Annotated in this window: 14 protein-coding genes and 1 pseudogene; 3 read left to right on the top strand and 12 right to left on the bottom strand. The window is 59.0% G+C overall.

Features of this window, described 5'->3' with window-relative positions; all coding sequences use genetic code 11:
- Positions 1-162 precede the first annotated feature (162 nt).
- Together C4J90_RS13355 and C4J90_RS27100 are read right to left on the bottom strand one after the other, a co-directional pair.
- Complete coding sequence (locus tag C4J90_RS13355; RefSeq protein ID WP_124420006.1) at positions 163-1,287, bottom strand: P1 family peptidase; 1,125 nt, start codon at positions 1,285-1,287, stop codon at positions 163-165.
- Positions 1,288-1,296: 9 nt separating this feature from the next.
- Positions 1,297-1,425 carry a hypothetical protein gene (locus C4J90_RS27100; protein ID WP_256658856.1) on the bottom strand — a complete coding sequence of 43 codons (129 nt, stop codon included), beginning with the start codon at positions 1,423-1,425 and terminating at the stop codon, positions 1,297-1,299.
- A gap of 141 nt (positions 1,426-1,566) precedes the next feature.
- Between C4J90_RS27100 and C4J90_RS13350 the strand changes: the two genes are divergently transcribed.
- Complete coding sequence (locus C4J90_RS13350) at positions 1,567-1,839, top strand: DUF1652 domain-containing protein (RefSeq protein ID WP_124362834.1); 273 nt, start codon at positions 1,567-1,569, stop codon at positions 1,837-1,839.
- 118 nt (positions 1,840-1,957) lie between these two features.
- Here the strand turns inward: C4J90_RS13350 and C4J90_RS13345 are convergent, their stop codons facing one another.
- On the bottom strand, positions 1,958-4,405 hold the full coding sequence (locus C4J90_RS13345; protein ID WP_124420005.1) for a UvrD-helicase domain-containing protein: 2,448 nt from the start codon (positions 4,403-4,405) through the stop codon (positions 1,958-1,960).
- A gap of 217 nt (positions 4,406-4,622) precedes the next feature.
- On the opposite strand from C4J90_RS13345, the gene C4J90_RS13340 reads away from it, so the two are divergent.
- Complete coding sequence (locus C4J90_RS13340; protein ID WP_124362832.1) at positions 4,623-5,318, top strand: pirin family protein; 696 nt, start codon at positions 4,623-4,625, stop codon at positions 5,316-5,318.
- Between the two features lie 126 nt (positions 5,319-5,444).
- Here C4J90_RS13340 and pgm read toward each other — a convergent pair whose 3' ends face one another.
- The 4 genes from pgm to C4J90_RS13320 all read right to left on the bottom strand — a co-directional run bounded on the left by pgm (position 5,445) and on the right by C4J90_RS13320 (position 11,782).
- On the bottom strand, positions 5,445-7,088 hold the full coding sequence (pgm, locus tag C4J90_RS13335) for a phosphoglucomutase (alpha-D-glucose-1,6-bisphosphate-dependent) (RefSeq protein ID WP_124420004.1): 1,644 nt from the start codon (positions 7,086-7,088) through the stop codon (positions 5,445-5,447).
- A 108-nt stretch (positions 7,089-7,196) separates the two neighbouring features.
- On the bottom strand, positions 7,197-8,600 hold the full coding sequence (locus tag C4J90_RS13330) for a PLP-dependent aminotransferase family protein (protein ID WP_124420003.1): 1,404 nt from the start codon (positions 8,598-8,600) through the stop codon (positions 7,197-7,199).
- A gap of 36 nt (positions 8,601-8,636) precedes the next feature.
- Entirely contained in the window at positions 8,637-10,055 is a 1,419-nt protein-coding gene (locus C4J90_RS13325) for a hypothetical protein (protein WP_177413401.1), read from the bottom strand.
- Between the two features lie 704 nt (positions 10,056-10,759).
- Entirely contained in the window at positions 10,760-11,782 is a 1,023-nt protein-coding gene (locus tag C4J90_RS13320; protein ID WP_124362828.1) for a zinc-dependent alcohol dehydrogenase family protein, read from the bottom strand.
- Positions 11,783-12,051: 269 nt separating this feature from the next.
- Between C4J90_RS13320 and C4J90_RS13315 the strand changes: the two genes are divergently transcribed.
- Positions 12,052-12,966, top strand: coding sequence for a LysR family transcriptional regulator (locus C4J90_RS13315; RefSeq protein WP_124362827.1), 915 nt, complete (start codon positions 12,052-12,054; stop codon positions 12,964-12,966).
- A 274-nt stretch (positions 12,967-13,240) separates the two neighbouring features.
- Here C4J90_RS13315 and C4J90_RS13305 read toward each other — a convergent pair whose 3' ends face one another.
- The 5 genes and pseudogenes from C4J90_RS13305 to C4J90_RS13285 form a co-directional block, all read right to left on the bottom strand.
- Positions 13,241-14,731: an aldehyde dehydrogenase gene (locus C4J90_RS13305; protein ID WP_003181840.1), complete on the bottom strand. Its 1,491-nt coding sequence runs from the start codon at positions 14,729-14,731 to the stop codon at positions 13,241-13,243.
- Position 14,732: 1 nt separating this feature from the next.
- The gene (locus C4J90_RS13300; protein WP_124420001.1) at positions 14,733-15,635 is read right to left on the bottom strand and encodes a dihydrodipicolinate synthase family protein; all 903 of its coding nucleotides are present in this window, start codon (positions 15,633-15,635) and stop codon (positions 14,733-14,735) included.
- 41 nt (positions 15,636-15,676) lie between these two features.
- Positions 15,677-15,919: pseudogene (locus C4J90_RS13295) on the bottom strand (MFS transporter); the annotation flags it as partial.
- On the bottom strand, positions 15,920-17,239 hold the full coding sequence (locus C4J90_RS13290; protein WP_124420000.1) for an FAD-binding oxidoreductase: 1,320 nt from the start codon (positions 17,237-17,239) through the stop codon (positions 15,920-15,922).
- A 102-nt stretch (positions 17,240-17,341) separates the two neighbouring features.
- Positions 17,342-18,412, bottom strand: a complete 1,071-nt coding sequence (locus C4J90_RS13285) for a GlxA family transcriptional regulator (protein WP_124419999.1) — start codon at positions 18,410-18,412, stop codon at positions 17,342-17,344.
- Positions 18,413-18,424: the final 12 nt, after the last annotated feature.

Here is an 18,424-nt window from a genome sequence, read left to right as displayed (position 1 = left end):
GTTTGTTGGGGACGGTTGTGTTTAGGTGACCGAATAGCGCGCAGCGATATTTAAATATTAAATACAGGTAAAGCCGCGCTAGTTGCGCGGCCTACTTGAATAAGGGATCCAATATATTGTCACGGTGTCATTGGCAACATTAAAGAGCCACTACTTACACCATTAAACTGCGTTGTCCCCTTTTACCGGGACATTACGCCAGCCACATGTGTGCAGCGCCTCCAATACCGTCTCGCCGGCCAGGCCCGGTATCGTGACGCCGTCCTGGGTGGTCATGTCCTCTCCGGCCAGCAAGGCATTGATGATCGCCTCCTCCACCGCCTCGGCGGCGGCGCTGAACAGCGGGGAGATGTGGTCGTTGTTGACCATGCGCAATACCGTACTGTGCGGCAAATCCTTGCGCCCGTAATCGGCGGGCGGCAAGTCCTGATTACCCGTGGCGAAGGCCAGGAACAGGTCGCCGCTGGAATCCTCGGTGCCGCCGCCGGTGCGGGCGATACCGATGGAGGCGCGCTGCGCCAGGCGCTGGCACTGATGGGGCAACAGCGGCGCATCCGTGGCAATGATCACCACGATGGAGCCCATGCCCGGTGTGCCGCGGTCGGCGAACGGCGAAGCGATCTGCATCAAGTAGCGACCGACCGGATAACCATCGATCCGCAGCTCCTGGCGCTTGCCATGGTTGGCCTGCACCAGTACGCCGACGGTCCAGCCGCCCTGCTCTGCCGGCAACCGCCGCGACGCCGTGCCGATGCCGCCCTTGAACTCATGGCAGATCATCCCGGTGCCGCCCCCCACCGCGCCCTCCTGCACCGGGCCCGACTCAGCCTTGTCCAGAGCTTCACGCACATGCTCAGGGCGCACATGCTGACCCCAGATGTCGTTGAGCAAGCCATCATAGGTTTCCATCACCACCGGCATGCACCAGTACACCGCCGGGTCAGCCAGGCGCTCACGCTCAAGAGCGATCAAGCTGTCACGCACGATGCCGATGCTGTGGGTGTTGGTGATGGCTATCGGCGTGGTCAACAGCCCCGCTTCGCGGATCCACTCAAGGCCGGTGGCGTCGCCATTGCCGTTGAGCACGTGGTACCCGGCAAAACAGGGTTGATGGCGTGCTTCGCCAGGGCGCGGCTGGATCACGCTGACGCCTGTGCGTACCTGCTTGACGCCGACCTCGCTGTTGAGCGTGGCATGGCCGACGCGGACGCCGGGCACATCGGTGATCGCATTCCATTTCCCAGGCGTGCCCAGCCCCAGGGTGATGCCCAATTGACGTGCGCGCATAACCACTCCTTACAATTTCTGAAAGACCGGACTCAACCGGCCACTGATGCAATACAGAATCACCGACAACGCCAGCAGGCCGATGTTGTTTATCCAGTCATTGGGGCATGACCTGGACAATCCGTAGGCTTGGAACATGATCCAGGTCAATGTCAGGTAAAGAACCGCCGAACGGGCCTGAAAAAAACACCTCGTCTTGCGAACGAATGCTATTTTGAGGGTTCGATGCCATGACTAGTGAAGGTCCTGGCCCCTGCCTCGAGCTAAAGGAAGCGCTCAATGAACAAGGTAGGCAACATGAACAAAGTGACATTCCCCAACGCCTGTCAGCTGATGCGCTGGCATTTTCATCCGATGGGCTTCGAAGGGAGCATGGACGCCCCCGGCAGCATGGTTGCTCGCCTGTTCGACCGGGCCAGCGGCGAGACGCTGATCGCGATCGCCGGCATTCCCTGCGCCACCGTGATGAACGCCGCCGATGTGGAGCGCATCATCGAGGCGGTGGAGGCTGAGCTTGAGAGTTTTGTGCCGCCTCTGTCGTTGCGGGCCTGATCAATATCCGCAGACCTGTGAAATCCAATTGTGGGAGGGGGCTTGCCCCCGATAGCGTTGGGTCAGTCACTGAAAGGTCGACTGGCACACCGCCATCGGGGGCAAGCCCCCTCACACATTAACCGCGCTGATCGTCGAAAAATACTTTCTTGCCGTCTACTCGCTCCGATGCCCTTGGCACATTCACCGCCTGGCCTTCGGGCTTTTCCACATACCAATAACAGTGGCTGACCGCGCGAGTGATGCCGACGTAGGCCAGGCGCAGCACTTCGTCTTTTTGAGCGTTGTCGTACGCCTCACTGTCGCCATCCTTGCCCAGGCCCGCCATACGGTAGACCTGGTTCTTGTAAGGCGAGCTGGTCAGGTGCTGGCAGTCCCCGAGTAGAAACACCGCATCCGCCTGCAGGCCCTTGGCGCTGTGGTAGGTCAGCTGTTTCAGCCTGCGCGCCTGGGACGGCAAGCTGGAATCCAGATTAACTACCGCCTGAATATGCTCTTGTATCAACAGGTTATCGCTGCTTTTTCGATACAACATTAATACTGTATCGCCCCGCTGATAGTGCTCGATCAACTGCCGCGCCAACGCCGCGTCGTCGCGCTCCAGCACCACCACGGGCACCAAGGGCCTGGGCTCGCCAGCGGCCTTCGCCTTCTTGCCGGGAATGGCCGGGGCACTGCGCACGATGTGCTCGGCAGCGTCGATGATGTGTTGGTGGCTACGGTAATTCTCACTCAGCATGACGCGGGTGGTGCTCGGCGAGGTGAACTCCTTGTTGAATTCCATGAAGTACTTGGGCGAGCTACCGCGCCAGCCATAGATGGACTGCCAGTCATCCCCTACGCACAGCAACGATGAACGCTGCGCCCCGCGACCAACGTGCATGGCCGGGCCACGGTTGCGGATTTCACGCAGGCTGGCGCGGATCCACGAGACAATCTGCGGCGACACGTCCTGGAACTCGTCGATCATCAGATGCGACATCGGCCGCAGCAGCGCGTCGCTGAGCAGCTTGAGGTTCTCCGGGGTGTTTTCGCCAAACAACGAAAACATGCGGTTATAGGTCATGATTGGCGGCGATTGCTCAAGCAAGTGGTCTTCCAGGGCCTTCCAGAAAATACCCAGAGCCTCGAAGAACAAGCGGTCCGGATCGTCTTTGGCGAAGCTCATCCGGCCCACGGCGGTGGGCACATCCAACCCGAGGTTCTCGATAAAGCCGGCGGCCATGACGAAGCTGTCCAGGAGCGGCGCCGAGGCAAGCTCGCCCTTGACCTTGTAATCAAACCCGGGCCCGGCCGTGGCATCGCCCGCCAGGCAACTTAACACTCTTCGTGAAGAATCGTAGCTATCCAACCATATCAATGGCTTACGACAGAAAGCTTGAAACAGCGTGCGCTTTACCGCCCACTCTGCGCGCACGGACAGCTTGGCATTTGGCCGGCTGATCTGAGGGTTTTCCCGCGAATCGAAGCCCAGCACTACCCAGGCGTCCAGTTCAGGGATATAGCCATGGCAATGAAACTGCGCGCCATTGATCTCAAACGTTTGCCGGCTCGGTTCGATGCCCTTGATGGGCCAGGCGCCTGCACGAAACCACAGGTCCTCGATGACGTCACAGAGTTCTTCGTCACGCTTGGCCGCCAATTCCGTGACCGCCACGCGCTTCTGCACATCGGGATGATCACGCTCCAGTTCCTTGAGCTGCAGCCCATGGCGTGCCAGCGGTGCGATCAACTCGCGAAAACGCGCATGACGGCCGTGCAAGCGGTGGTAACACGCGTTCATCTGCTGGCGCTGGGCGTCGTTGATGCGCAGGTCGAACGGGTTGCTGTCGGCATCCTCGAACCCGGCACTGAGGTTCTCGAAGGCTTGCAGTCGCTCAAAGCCCGGCAGGCTGCGCACCATCGGCAGGATGCGTGAGTGAAAGGTGCGCACCACCGCCTGGGCTTCTTTATGGTCAAGGGGTTGGCCCCATAAGCTGAGAATGTGCATGAGCTTTTGGATGAAGTCTTTGCGCGATTCGCGAGTAAACGTCACCACGGTCATCGAGCTCAACTCGAAGCCCAGGTAATGGGTGAGCAACAGGATGCGCAGCACCAGAGAGGTCGACTTACCCGCGCCGGCCCCGGCAATCACCGAACTGGACGGCGTGTCGCTGAAGATCATCTTCCACTGCGCCGCACTGGGCTGGGCGTGTGCCGGCAGCAAACGTGCAACGTCGGCCTTGATGCGTTTTTTGATGTCAGCGGTGAGCGGCAAGCGCCAGTCGTCGAACAGGCTGTCATCAATACCTGGCGCACGGTGTTCATCGGACCGGAAATCGCGGATCAGCAGGACTTGCCGGCCCTCCTCCAAACCGTCCGCCTTGCCTTCGCGATAACCGTATTCCACCCCGGCTTCATGCCCGCTTCGAAAACCGTCGGCTTGACCATGCAACCACGAAAACCGGTGCTGCGCGCGCAAACGCGTGAGGCCATGGCCGAACAGGCGCGCGGCAAGCCGTTTCAGTAGCGGCATTTCAGCCAGGGGGCGCAGTTCAGGGGGCAGATCAGGCTGTGGGTGCGGCACGCGGACTCCTGCGATGAGCTAGGTTTTTACAGTGCGCCATGGTCGCCGGAATTGCCGCTCAGTTCCAGCCAAATGCTTTGATCTCATGCGGTTAGGCGATGAAGTGAAAGTTGATACCTGAGATAAACATCAAATAAACAGATAGGAATCAGGCATTTTTTACGCTTTTTATCGATCATGCACTGACGGACCATAGGGCTATCCACAGGAGACGATCATGCTTGAACTTCGACCCTTCAACACCCTGGGCGGCGCCCACCATGGCTGGCTCGACGCCCATCATCACTTTTCATTTGCCGAATACCATGACCCCGAGCGTATGCACTGGGGCAACCTGCGGGTGTGGAACGACGACATCATTGCGCCGGGCAGCGGCTTCCCGCAGCACGCGCATCGCGACATGGAAATCATCACCTACGTGCGCGAAGGCGCGATCAGTCATGCCGATAACCTGGGCAACAAGGGCCGTACCGAGGCTGGCGACGTACAGGTGATGAGCGCTGGCACCGGGATCGCCCACAGCGAATACAACCTGGAAGCCACGCCGACCAAGATCTTCCAGATCTGGATCATCCCGAATGAGGCCGGCTTGCCGCCTTCCTGGGGCGCCAGGCCGTTTCCACAGGGTGCGCGCGAAGGCTTCGTGACCCTGGCCAGCGGCAAGGCCGGAGACACGCAAAGCCTGCGCATTCGTGCCGATGCACGCCTGGTGGCGGCCAATCTGAAGGCTGGGGAAAGTGCCGAGTACCGGCTGGACAGCGGCCGCCGGGCGTACCTGGTGCCGGCAACGGGGACGATTGAAGTCAACGGCTTGCGTGCGCAGGCTCGAGACGGCGTGGCGGTTGCCGATGAGCAGGTGTTGCGGGTGACGGCGATTGAAGACAGCGAGATTGTGTTGGTTGATCTCGCCTGATCTCAAGCCTTGTTAGCCTCTAATGTGGGAGGGGGCTTGCTCCCGATGGCGGCGGATCAGCATCGAATATATCGACTGACACATCGCTATCGGGGGCAAGCCCCCTCCCACATGGGTGTTGCGTGATTACTGGGAGATTGCTCCGTCTACCAGTACTTGAGCCTCTTCCACCAGCTGCTTGAGGTGATCTTCGCCGATAAAGCTCTCGGCATAGATCTTGTAGATGTCCTCGGTGCCCGATGGACGCGCGGCGAACCAGCCGTTTTCGGTCATCACTTTCAAGCCGCCGATCGCCTGGTTGTTACCCGGCGCATGGCTGAGGATCTTCTGGATGCTTTCGCCGGCCAATTGCGTGGACGTCACCTGCTCCGGCGACAGTTTGCCCAGCAGGGCTTTTTGCGCTGGCGTGGCCTTGGCATCAACGCGGATGGCAAAGGGTTCGCCGAGGGCGTCAGTCAGGCCGCGATAGATCTGACTCGGGTCCTGGCCTTTGCGCGAGGTCATTTCGGCCGCAAGCAAAGCCGGGATCAGGCCGTCCTTGTCGGTGCTCCAGACCGTACCGTCCTTGCGCAGGAATGAAGCCCCGGCGCTTTCTTCGCCACCAAACCCCAGCGAACCATCAAACAAACCGTCAGCAAACCATTTGAAGCCCACCGGCACTTCGTACAAACGACGACCGATGCGCGCGGCGACGCGATCGATCAGGCCACTGCTGACCACGGTTTTGCCCACCGCCGCATCGGCGCGCCAGTCAGGACGGTTCTGGAACAGGTAGTCGATGGACACCGCCAGGTAGTTATTCGGCGCCAACAGCCCGCCGGACGGGGTCACGATGCCGTGACGGTCGTGGTCCGGGTCGCAGGCAAACGCCACATCAAAGCGCTCCTTCAGGCCGATCAGACCTTGCATGGCGTAGCTGGAAGACGGGTCCATACGGATCTGGCCGTCCCAGTCGACGCTCATGAAGCGGAAGGTAGCGTCGACTTCGGTGTTGACCACCTCCAGGTTCAGCCGATAGTGCTCGGCAATCGCCGACCAGTAGCGCACCCCTGCTCCGCCCAGCGGGTCTACGCCCAGGCGCAGGCCGGCGCTGCGGATGGCGTCCATGTCGATCACATTGACCAGGTCGGCCACGTAGCTGTTGAGGTAATCATGCCGGTGCGTGGTATCGGCCTTCAGCGCCTGGGCGTGGGTGATGCGCTTGACTCCGGCGAGCTTGTTGGCCAGCAGCTCGTTGGCCTTGGCTTCGATCCACTTGGTGACGTGGGTGTCGGCCGGGCCACCGTTAGGCGGGTTGTACTTGTAGCCGCCACTTTGCGGCGGGTTGTGGGACGGCGTGATGACGATACCGTCCGCCAGCCCGCTGGTGCGGCCACGGTTGTAGCAGATGATCGCGTGGGAAATTGCCGGCGTTGGTGTGTATTCGTCGCCCTCGGCGAGCATCACGTGTACGCCGTTGGCGGCGAGCACTTCCAGCGCACTGGCGCCGGCTGGCGTCGACAGCGCGTGGGTGTCCAGGCCGACAAACAACGGGCCGTCGATGCCCTGGGCCTGGCGGTACAGGCAGATGGCCTGGCTGATCGCGAGCACATGCCATTCGTTGAAGCTCAGTTCGAACGAGCTGCCACGGTGCCCGGAGGTACCAAAGGCCACGCGCTGGGTGGAGATCGCTGCATCAGGCTGGCCGGTGTAATAGGCCGTGACCAGTCGCGGGATGTCCACCAGCAACTGGGCTGGCGCCGGCTTGCCCGCAAAAGGACTGATAGTCATGCATAAACCTCGAGAAAAATAAGGATTCGGAAAAATGACAGTTTACGGTGACTTGGACTACGGCGCGACGGTATCGATCCCACAACTAATATAGAAATTTCATACGCGTCAAATCTGCGCCTGCTGCAGTGCCTCGGCCAATGTATCCAAGGCGATGTCCAGGTTCGGATGCCCGCTGAACGCATGCCCCAGGCGCATATGCTGGTGATGCAAACCGCTGAGACTGAACAGCTCACCGGGAGCGATCACCACCTGCTGCGTGACCATGCGCTGGAACACATGGCGCATGTCCACAGCCGCCGTCGACTGCAGCCAGAAACTTGCGCCGGCGACGGGCATCCGATAGCTCACCCACCCCTCCAGACGTGCATCCAGGCGCAGGCCCATAGCCTGTGCCTGCTCACGCAGGCGCTGGCGTAACGTCTGCACATGCTGGTCATACCGTCCGCTTTCGTACAAGCGGGCAATGGCGCGCTGACGAATCGACGACAACCGGAATGCACGCAATAAAAACTGACGCTGCAGCTCGCGGCTCAGCTGGCGCGACAGTACAAAACCAAACGGTGCTTCCGGGCCAAGGATCTTCTCGAACGAAGAGAACACTATCAGCCGTTCAGGGTCGACCAGGTGCCGCAGGGACACGGAGGACGGTGCGAAGCTCAGTTCGCCAAAGGTGTCATTCTCCAGCAGCCAGCAGCCGAATCGGTCCAGCAATTGCGCCACCTGCATGCGCTCCTGAACCGACAGCACGCTGCCCGACGGCATGCTCACCACCGATGACAGCACCACCAGGTGCACCGGCTCGTGGCTGAGCAGGTGTTCAAAGGTACTCAGATCGAAGCGGCCGTCGGCGAGCCAGGGCAATTCGATTACCCGCACGCCGGCCCCCTGCAACAGGCGCAAGACCAGATAATCGCAGGGTGATTCGGCCACCACCACGGTGCCCTTGAGGCCCAGGGCGTCAATCAGGATCTCCAGGACGCCACGCACGTCGGCGCCGATATACACCTCATCCGCCTGCCAGCAGCGCGTGGGCGATGAGGTATAACGTGCCGCCAGCGCCGCGCGCAGCTCCCAGACGCCGGAGGGTTGCGAGTGGGTTTGCAGGTGGTGCGGATAGCGGCGGATCAGTTGGCGCTCCAGTGAAAGCAACGCACCATCGAGTGAGCCCAGCAGCGCCGGTTCGTCGCCACTGAGTACCACCATGCCAGGCCGCCGCGCTGCCGCGTAAAGGCGCTCAAGCAAGTCCCCACTCGTGGCCATTGGCGCGTTAGCGGCCACCGGCCAGGCAAAGTAGCCGGACTTGGCCACCGAGTAGATCCGCCCTTCCTTTTCCAATATCGAGTAGGCGTACTGGATCGTCGAGATCGACACCTTCAAGCGGGTCGACAACTGCCGCAGGGACGGCAGCTTTACCGGTTTTTCCAGGCTGACGTCGTTGATCAGGTTGATCATGTAGCGGTACACCGCCTGGTAGGCAAAATCCGCTTGCCGCTCCCCGCGCAGTCTCATGAGCGCCCGCCCGAGTTCGCACGCACAGGCACGCGGCTAACGCCCCGACACTTGCGCAATCTGCGCCTGGGCCCCACGCCGTTTGCGCGCCTGGGTGCAACGACCCGCCTGCTGAGGACGCTTGCGGTACAGGTTTTGTAACAGAGGCAATGGCAGGCCGCTGGTATCAATCAGCCACTGCTGCAGCATATCTGCGGCGGGTTTGCCCTGCAGCGCCTTGTGCAACTCGGGAAGCCCCACCAGCATGCCGGGGTGGCATTGGCGCAGGTAACCCTCAAGGCGCTCGCCATGATGGATGAAGGGCGAGAACAACAGGCAAGTCAACTGGCCCTCGTCCAGGCCGAAGAACTCCTGGGCATAGGTCGTCGACAATACGCGCCCATCGTGGCCGCCCAATGCGTCGATCAAGGTGTCTGGAATGTGTCGATGGCTCATCGCGTCTCTCGCCTGCCGCACAAAAGCCTCGACGCCTTCGCCGTAGGACAGCTCACGCAGGCATTGGGCCTGCAACCCGTGCAGATGCGCCATGAGCAACGGGTTGGGATAGTCAGGATGACTGAAGTGAAAGTCGAACGGGTCCGGTTTGTGGGCCAGGAACTCGGTGAGCAGCGGTGACGAGGCAACGTCAACCTCGTCGAGCAGGTCGGCAACCCCGATATAAGCCAGATGGCGGTGCCCGCCATGCCCCGGGCTCTGGGCCTCCACGTATTGCTCGCCGTAGAGGTCGCGGTAGCAACCGGTACTCCACTCTTCCATGCGCGCGAACAGAATATTGAGCGACGCGGACTGGCGCGGCGGGACAGCGACACCCGCAGCCAGGGCCGAACGCTTCAGCCAGGCCAGGTATTGGCTTTGCTTGCGCGCAGAATCGCCGCTGACCAGAGCATGCACGCCGCCGTTCCACGCGCTCACACGCTGGTAGAAATCCCCCAGGGCCAGGTAAGTGTCAGTGCACAGCGTGGCACGCACATCCCCGGACGTCAGGTGCCCGATCATTAGCCGGTCGCGTTGGTTGACCTCACGGCCGGCGCTGGAAGCGGGCCGCTGATGATTGAAAGGCTGCACCTCCTGATTTTCCACCATCAGCACCTCCACCCGAGGGTCATCGTGAAAAAACAGCGCGCTATAGCCCTCATTCAGCCTGCCCAGTGTGGCCTGGGTCATCCCTGCATGCCGCAGCGTCGCCACGCGCAGGTGAAAGGTCTTTGGCGTACGGCCGGCGATGCTCAACTGTGCCGCGCGCAGCAGCGCCAGGGTATAACTGCTGACTTCGCCGCCGCCGTGGGCGATCAATACTTTATAGTTACCCACATGTTCCATGCCGCCTGCCGCCACCACGATTCGCTGGATCAACAATTGAAGTGCAGTCCGTTCGGCGCGCGTGAAGTGCCCCATCAAACGTTGCAGAACTTGCTGATAAACATAGTTCATGGCTTGTTCGTGAATTGCGCTCATTGTTCTACTACCTGAGTTGAAATATCAGTTTCAAGCAACTCTGTGACGTCGTTGCCTGACCCATTACATCTGTAGGTCTGTCTTGCGCGGCAGGGCATAAGAATGATTAAACATTAGCACCCTGCAACAAAATTACCGGAGCGGACACCTGAGTCGCGGGCCCCCCCATCCCACAGACAGACGCGCTAACCCGCAGTCGCGTGTGCTCAAGTGGCAACTCCTAGGAATGTTCCGACACTATCCTACAGCGCGTTAACTAATTAATTAGCGAAACCTCCGACAAATAATAAATCACCCACTTAATCTGGCTTCTTGCAAGAAGAAGGGATGTTTCGAACGTTTTTTTCGACGGGCAAGGTAACGCCTCGTTAGTTTGCTGATGCAAGACAGTAATGTCGGGCAGCTGATCATTGCTCAATCCTTGAGATGATGGTTAAGCCGCAATTATCGGCACTCAACTAATGATTAATAGATACAGAACCGCGCAGGAAAGCAGTTCAGATGATCTGCGGCGCGAACTTCAGTGACGCCCACACGACAGCGCCGCGCTGGATTTCAGGGCGGCATAAGGGCCAAAGGTATTGTTTGCAGGGCGCAACGCCCTCGGAGTGGCTCAACCCGATCGTGGGTTAAGCCCTGATAAATGGCGCATCTGCTGCATCCGCGCAGACGCTGGAGTATTCATTTGCGAATACTCCTACAGCTCAAACAGCTTCAACCTGCAACGCAACTCGTTCGCGGCACGGGCATTCGTCCATATAGCGGTGGGCTTCGACGAATTGACTGAACGGAAACACCGTGGTTTTCAACGGCACCAGTACCCGGTCGGCAGTCAGTTGGTTGATATCCCGCAAAGCGCGCTGCAACGCAACCTGGTCCTGAATGATGCCCAACTCCGGCTTGCCAGTGAAGTTGCCGATGCAATGCACGAAAAACTGAATATTCTTCTGGAACGCGGCGCAGGCCGGAAAAGGTGTCTGGTTACCGCCTTGCAGGCCATACAACACCAGGCTGCCACGCGGCGCCAGCACGTCACCGAGCAGCGACATCTGCGGCCCGCCCAGGCCGTCGAACACCACATCGACGCCACGGTCACCCGTGATTTTGTTGATTTGCATGAGCAGGTCCTGCTCTTCGGTGACGATGACCTTTTCCGCCCCCAACGACAGCAGGTATTCACGCTCCGCGCTGTCTTTGGTCGCGGCAATCACCCGTACCCCCAAGGCTTTGCCCAACTGCACGAACGAAGGCCCGGCGCAGTGGCTGGCATCGGTCACCAACGCAAATTGCCCAGGCTTGACCCGCGCCAGGTCCATGTAGGCAAAGTAGGCAATCAGCAGCGGCGTGTAGTGCACGCTCGCTTCAATGGGGCTCAAGACATCCGGGTAACGGGTCAGGGCCGAACGGGGCAGAACGATCTGCTCGCCATACACCGGGTAATCGTTAGGGCTTTCGGCAGGAAAACTGGCGACCTTGTCGCCCACCGCCAAGTCGTCCACGCCGTCGCCCAGGGCGACAACCACGCCGGCCATTTCATGGCCAAGGCCAGACGGCAGGCGTGCATGGGACGACGCCAGGTTCTGACGCCACAAAACGTCGTACCAACTGATACCAATCGCGTCGACACGCACCTGCACTTCGCCCGGTGCGGGCTGCGCGGTTGCATGCTCTTCGCATTTGAGCACCTCGGCCGGACCAAACTTGTGAAAACGAATCGTGCGGGACATCGCAAACCTCGTCAAAGTAACCTCTAATGCCATGAACTCTATCTGGGCTTTCCCGGTAAGACCACCGGTCGCCATTAATAGTCGACATGTCTGTCATTGATTCCGCATGTGAGGCATAGACCTCAGCTATCGTAGGAAAACTCAATTATCTTGTGCAGAGTACCAGCCTTTCCCCGTAAGATTCATGCCGGTCATGCTTCTGAACGGAACCTTGGAGGTTCTGGATATGGCCGCTCTCGTCAAGTTCGCTGACTCTTCCAGGACACAAGATGAACCGTAACGACCTGCGTCGTGTCGACCTTAACCTCTTGATCGTATTCGAAACCTTGATGCACGAGCGCAGCGTGACCCGCGCCGCCGAGAAACTGTTTCTCGGCCAGCCGGCCATCAGCGCGGCCTTGTCACGCCTGCGCGGGCTGTTTGACGACCCGCTGTTCGTACGCACCGGGCGCAGCATGGAGCCAACAGCCCGCGCCGTGGAAATCTTCGCCCTGCTCTCCCCGGCCCTGGACTCGATTTCCACCGCCGTCAGCCGCGCCGCCGAATTCGACCCAGCTACCAGCACTGCGGTATTCCGTATCGGCCTGTCCGATGACGTGGAATTCGCCCTGCTGCCGCAATTGCTCAAACGCCTGCGCGCCGAAGCCCCCGGCATCGTGCTGGTGGTGCGTCGCGTCAACTACATCCTGATGCCTGGCTTGCTGGCCTCCGGCGAAATCTCCATCGGCGTCAGCTACACCGCCGACCTGCCGGCCAACGCCAAGCGCAAGGTCCTGCGCCGCAGCCTGCCGAAACTGCTGCGCGCCGACAGCGTACCCGGCCCACTGAGCCTGGACGACTTCTGCGCCCGCCCGCATGCCTTGGTATCGTTTGCCGGTGACCTGAGCGGGTTTATCGACGAAGAGCTGGAAAAGCTCGATCGCAAACGCCACGTCGTGCTGGCTGTGCCCCAGTTCAATGGGCTGGGCACGTTACTGGCGGGCACCGATATCCTCGCCACCGTACCGGATTACGCGGCAGAGGCGCTGACCTCAGCGGGTGGTTTGCGAGCCGAAGACCCGCCGCTGCCGGTGCGTTCGTTTGAGCTGCACATGGCGTGGCGTGGGTCGCAGGATAATGATCCGGGGGAGCGGTGGTTGCGGTCGCGGATTCAGATGTTTTTTGGCGACCCTGAGAGTCTTTAGGTGTCGTTGGGCAGGCAACTGACCGGCGGCGATGGATATCCCTGATAGACGTAAGAGAAACGCCATGCTGAGCGCTGAGTGGCACTTCAGCGAGCAACTGATCGGGCGACAGTTGCAATGTCAGGATCTGTTGCTTCAGCCGTTCGTAGAGACCTTGCTCGCTATTCACGACAACTCCGTCGGTTGCTTCCCAGCTCGCCCCACCCCTTTACAGCCTCGGAATTGCCCCAGTCCCGCGACTGGGGCGATAAGGCCGTCACGCCCTCTGCAGCACTCAGGAGGCGTCGATCCAGATGGTTTTTATCTCGGTGTATTGGTCGTGCGCCCAGATTGATTTGTCCCGCCCACCGAACCCCGACTCCTTGTAACCACCGAAGGGTGTAGACGCATCCCCCTCTCCAAAACAGTTGACGGTCACAATGCCGGCGCGGATGCCGCGTGAGAGCTTCAGCGCATTACGCAGGTTGCCGGTATACGCCGACGCTGCCAAACCATAGGCCGTATCGTTGGCCAGCTTGATGGCTTCATCAAGGGTATTGAAGGTGGTGACACTTAGCACAGGGCCGAAAATTTCCTCTTGGAACAGGCGACTGCTACGCCCTACTCCGTCCAGGATGGTCGGCTCTACGAAGATATTGTCAACAGTATTGCCGCCCGCCAGAACAGTCAGCTTTTCGTCCTTGGCATGCTCGATGTAGGACCGCACTTTCTCAAAATGCGCTTTGCTGACCATTGAACCCAAGCGGTTGTCCGGGTCAAGTGGGTCGCCCATTTTCCAGTCTTTGAGGTGCACCTGAATACGCTCAAGCAACGCTTCCTTGATATCGGTATGAACGAGCAGGCGCGAAGACGCCGAGCAGTTTTCGCCCATGTTCCAAAAGGCACCGTTCACCACATGCTGCGCGACTTGGTCAATATCCTCGGCATCATTCATCACCACCGCTGGGTTTTTGCCGCCACATTCCAGCACGATGCGCTTGAGGTTGGATTCACTGGAGTACTTTAGGAAAATCCGGCCCGTATCGGTCGAGCCGGTAAAGCTGACCATGGCCACGTCACCATGCCGGCCCAACGGTTCACCTGCCTCCTTGCCGCCACCAGGCACCACATTGAACACACCGGCGGGAACACCAGCCTGATACGCCAGCTCAGCGACACGCAGCGCGCTCAGCGAGGTTTCCTTTGCTGGCTTGACCACGATCGAGCAACCTGCGGCCAACGACGGACCGATTTTCCAGGCGAGCATCAGCAGCGGAAAATTCCACGGCAGCACCAGGCCCACTACGCCGATGGGCTCGCGTACCACCATAGTCACAGCGCCCGAACCCACCGGCGCGGTAGCGTCGTAGATTTTGTCGATCAGTTCGGCGTGCCAACGCAGCGTGTGGATTGTCTCTGGTACATCAACGTTCTGGCACTCGCGGATGGGTTTGCCGCTGTCCAGGCTTTCAAGTACCGCCAGTTCGTGCGAGTTGTCTTCCAACAACTGGGCAAAACGCAGCAGCACGCTTTTACGTACAGCAGGTGAAAGACCCTGCCAGCGTGCATCTTCAAACGCTGCCTTGGCAGCCGCCACCGCCACGTCTACGTCCTCGGCATCACAGGCCGAAATCTCGGCCAGTACGTCACCGGTGGCCGGGTTGGTGGTGGTGAACGTACGGCCTGATTTCGCGCTGCGAAACTGGCCGTCAATGAACGCCTGAGTGCGAAACTCAAGCTTGCCGGCCAGTTCGCGGTAGGCTTCTTTACTCAGCAAATCGGCCATTTCAAGCACCTCCCACAATGTGCGCAACGTTTTGTTTAAGCGTTTGGATCACCGCCTTCAGCGCCTGCTTCTCGGATTCTTCCAACGCTTGCAATGGCGCGCGGACACCACCGGCACGCAAGCCAATCAGCTCACTGCCATGTTTGATCGATTGCACAAACTTGCCGCCTTCAAGAAAGTCCATCAACGGCAGCAGGGCCGACATGATGCGACGGCCTTTATCGAAGTCCTTTTCAATCACGCAGGCCTCATACAGCGCAACGTGTTCGCGAGGAATGAAATTGGAGCCGGCGCATACCCAGCTGCGAGCGCCCCAGGCGAAGAACTCCAGGGCTTGATCATCCCAACCGCACGAGATCTGGATCGAAGGATGGGCGCAGGCCAGGCGATGCAGGCGATTCATTTCCCCGGAGCTTTCTTTGATTGCTTCAATGTTCTTGCACTGCGCAATCGCTTCGAAGAACTCATCCCCCATGGCCACCCCCATACGCGCCGGGTAGTTGTAGAGCATGATGGGCAGGCCTGCCGCCTTGTCTACCGCCAGCACATGGGCGGCGATTTCTTTTTGGGTGGGCAAGGCATAAGGCGGCGAACCCACCAGGATCGCATCTGCCTTGATCGCTTTCGCTTGCTCAGCGAAATACACCGAATCCTCGGTTCTGATCCCGCCGGTGCCGACAACCAGCGGCAGACGACCTTGCAGGACACTCTTCGCACGTTCAGCCACCGCCAGACGCTCAGCAGGCGTATGAGCGTAATACTCGCCCGTGGAGCCGCCGATAATGATGCCGTGAACCCTGGACTCGACCAGGTATTCAAGCACTTCATCAAAGGCCGAGTAATCAACTTGACCATCCGAAGAGAGCGGAGTTATCGCGGGGGTAAAAATGCCGTCAAAGTTCATGCTGTTTTCTCCAGTAATTCCAAGGGTTGATCCAGGGGTTGCTAATTCAACGAGGCGGCTTGTTGCAGGTTGAGTGACCGCGTTTCAGGCGCCAGCACCCAAGACAACACCAGCCCCACCAACGAAATGGCGGCGGCGACATACATGGTTTCGGCGATCCCTAACTTGCTCAATGAAATCGGCACCAAGTAAGTGCCCGCGGCGGCGCCGATGCGTGAGAGCGACGTGCCTACGCCGACCGCAAATGCGCGAATTTCTGTGGGAAACAGTTCATTGAGATAAACTCAGCTTTCTCGACCGGCGCGGTACTGCCCCCATTTAAGATTTGCGTTGACACCCAACGAGAGAAACGGCTGCGGCGGGTTACTGTTCGGCCCGGGTGCGTTCAATAGAAAGTCGATCCGTTCATCACGTTGGCCCGCGAGCCACTCGGCAAGCAGTTGCCCTGTCACTGTGCCGCGGGTCACGCCTAGGCCATTGCAACCCAACGCCCCATAAACGTTGGGGGCCAACTCACCAAAGAAACCGTTGTGGTTTCGAGTCATGGCCAATGCACCGCCCCAGGTGTATTCGAAATTGACGTTGGGCAACATGGGAAAGCGTTTATCAAACGAGGCTTTATGACGGCGTATGAATCGCTCGTTATATCGACTGTCGCTGCGGCCGTCGGGATTAAAGCTAAAACTGTTTCTGATCAGTAAGCGGTTATCCGGTGTACGCCTGACGGTGGTCCCAAATGGATCAGCTGGGATCGCGCCCCAATACGGTTTTCCACCGAGTTGTGCCTGCTCTTCTGGCGTCAATTGCCGCGTAATACTGCCGTAGGTATAGATGGGTAGCATCCGGCCCCTGAGGAAACCAAAGCGCATGCCAAATGAGTTGTTCGCGAGGATCAGCTTGTCGGCGGTGATACTTCCATTGGCATGTTTCAGTACGGTTTTCGCACCGTACTCAACTTCGAGAATCGGCGTACGCTCATACAAGGTCACGTTGGCTGGCAGATGGTCAGCGAGCCCCTTGACCAGTGCCGATGGCTGAAGCAGAACGGCACCTGGCGTATATAAAGCTTTGCGGTAGAAGTGCGTACCCAGGTGATGAGGCAGCTCATCTTGCTCAATCATTTGATAAGGCTGATCCAACTTATCCAGCCCACGCCGATAGGCTTCGAGTACCGCGATGCCGCGGTCCTCCACGGCCGCCTGATACTTGCCGCAGGCCTTCATCTGACAGTCGATGCCATATTGATCGACCAAGTCGCGCAGAATGGATTGCCCCGCCAGATTGAGCTTCAGGCTGGTCCTGGCAAGGGTGATGTCGCCGATGTAATCCTCTGCCCCAATATCATGGGGCAGATCGATAGCGAACCCGGCATTCCTGCCGGAGGGCCCGAGACCAACCTCCTGAGCCTCAACCAGCACGATCTCGTCATTCGGAAAACTCAACGCCAGTTGCCGTGCTGCCGACAACCCGGTAAAGCCCGCACCAACAATCACCCAACGGGCAGTACTGTGTCCCTGGTGGGCGGGATTAGGCTTACGCGGGCGGCTTAAATGAAACCAGCCACAGCTATTATCGTCGGCGGGTAACGAGGTAACTTTCATAATAGTAGGCCGTTAAGTTGAATGCATTACCGGGTCCAACACAACACAATGCGCAGGACGAAATAAACTGAGTAACTAACCGACGACACAGCGGCAAAACGCGTTTCAAAAACCTGCCGCAATTGCATAGCGTTCCGAATTGCTAAAGTCGCTGGAATAGTAGTTATCCCGGAACGTCATGGGCGGCAGGCCGAACAAATCCTTGAAGCGCTTATAAAAGTGCGGATAGCTGACAAAACCGGTAGCGAGTGCCACGTCCGTCAACGAGCGATTACTTTGAATAATCAGTTGGCGGGCGCGGGTAAGTCGCAGTTCCAGGTAATAGCGGTTGGGCGCCGCGTTTAAATAGCGCGCAAATCTGCGCTCAAGCTGTCTACGCGAAACCCCCACGTGGCTGGCGATCTCATTGATTTCCATGGGTTCTTCAATGTGGTTTTCCATCAGGGAGACCGCAACGTTCAGAGGGCGAGGTACCGGTTTAACCAGGCTGACAGCACCTAGGGTTACAGTATTGAATTGAGGCTTTTTGGGTTGATGTACACGTTTGATTTCATCCACCAGATCAGCATCGCGCAGTGAGCTGAGGTCCTGCATGATTGCCAGGATCATATCCAGCGCGGATGAAGCACCAGCGCACGTCGCGCGCCGCTGGGTAAAGGTGTATTCGGACTCCCCCGTTTTCACTTGGGGGTAATACTCGTTTATCAACGCACAACTATCGGCATGACAGGCGCAATCCTGGTCATCGAGCAAGCCCGCATCGGCCAGGTAAAACGCAGCATTCCATACACCAGCGACGATGCCCCTTCCCCCTGCCGCCTTTTTCAATGCGCGGCGAATGGTGGGGTTGCTGGACAGCCTTACCCGCTGGCCACCGATAACCACAAGTGCATCGTGATTGATTTTTTCAACGTTCAAACGTTCCGAGGACAACGGTATGCCGATATCACTTTCAACCAGTCCGCCCAAGAGCGAATACGTCGATACTTTGTAGACGGTATTACTGTTGATCAGATTGCCGGTCGCCAGCGCGTCCATCGCTGTTGAGAGTGCGGTTAATGAAAAGTGGTCGAGCAAAATGAATGCCACCCGTACAACTTTTTCATGACCGACCGAGTCGGTAGTTTGCCGAAACCCAATATTCTGGAACTTCAACGAGCTTTGGAAGGTATCCATTATCTTCGCCAC

The sequence above is a fragment of the Pseudomonas sp. R2-60-08W genome (genome assembly GCF_003852335.1).
Lineage (GTDB): Bacteria > Pseudomonadota > Gammaproteobacteria > Pseudomonadales > Pseudomonadaceae > Aquipseudomonas.
This window is presented reverse-complemented; position numbering and strand designations above follow the sequence as displayed.